This is a genomic window from Streptomyces sp. NPDC006624 (assembly GCF_040611555.1).
Classification (GTDB): domain Bacteria; phylum Actinomycetota; class Actinomycetes; order Streptomycetales; family Streptomycetaceae; genus Streptomyces.
Genome location: NZ_JBEXOM010000075.1, coordinates 1 through 1,247 on the forward strand (window position 1 = coordinate 1; position 1,247 = coordinate 1,247).

At 65.5% G+C, this 1,247-nt stretch carries 1 protein-coding gene; it reads left to right on the forward strand.

Annotated elements, in window-relative coordinates; translation table 11 throughout:
• On the forward strand, positions 1-1,247 hold a 1,247-nt coding region (locus ABZY20_RS37265; RefSeq protein ID WP_356447974.1), incomplete at both ends, for a TonB-dependent receptor.

The following is a 1,247-nucleotide window of genomic DNA, read 5'->3' on the forward strand; positions in this document are numbered from 1 at the left end:
CCACGACCCCGACCCGGACGTGCAAGGCAGCTTCACCCTGCGTGAGGCCTACGTCGAGACCATCGTCCCGATCATCAGCGGCAAGACCGGCGCGCAGAGCCTGAACTTCGAAGCCGGCTACCGCCACAGCCAGTTCAAGTCGGGCCAGACCGACGTCAGCTACGGCAGCTACAAGTACGGCCTGGAGTGGGCGCCGATCGAATCGCTGCGCTTCCGCGGCATGTTCCAGCGCGCGACCCGCGCCCCGAACGTCAACGAGCTGTTCCAGCCGGTCATCACCGGCCTGGACAACACCGCGGTCGACCCCTGCCAGGCGTCCGAGCTGGCCAAGCACGGCGGCATCAACGGTGCGGTCGGCCAGCTGTGCGTCGCCACCGGCGTGCCGCAGGCGATCTTGAACCAGTTCGGCGGCGTGGATGAGCCGAGCGCCGGCCAAGCCAACGCCTTCTTCGGCGGCAATCCGGTCCTGGGCCCGGAAAAAGCCGACACCCAGACCCTCGGCCTGGTGTGGCAGCCGGTCGACGACCTGTCGATCACCCTGGACTACTGGAAGATCGACATCAAGGACGCGATCACCCGTCCGGTGCTCGGCGATGCGCTGTTCGGTTGCTACGACCAGCAGCTCAACCCGACCCTCAGCCTCAACAACCCGATGTGCCAGCTGATGATCGGCGCGCGCGAATCCCAGGACGGCTCGCTCAACGGCGAAGCGCGCGGCCCGTTCCTGAAGCTCTCGAACAAGGGCCGCATCACCACCAGCGGCTGGGATCTGGGCGTTCGCTACGGCATCCCGCTGGCCAACGAGTGGGGCCGCCTGGACTTCTCGCTGGACCTGACCAAGACCGACAAGTACGACTACCAGGGCGACCCGGCCGTGGCCAAGCACGACTGCGTCGGCGTCTACGGCGTCTCGTGCAACGTCATCGCCGGCATCGTGTACGACTACAAGTCGAACTTCCGCGCGGTGTGGTCGATCAAGGACTTCGAGCTGGGCATGAACTGGCGTCACCTGAGCGCAGTCGACGTCGAGCCGGGTCCGGTCACCTGGTTCAAGCCGTACACCTCGATCGACTCGTACGACTACTTCGACCTGACCATGGCCTACGAGCTGCCGTGGAACGCGCGCATCAACTTCACCGTCAACAACATCGCCGACAAGAAGCCGCCGGTCGTGGGCAGCAACATCGGCAGCACCGGCTTCAACAGCGGCAACACCTTCCCGCAGTTCTACGACACCCTGGGCCGTT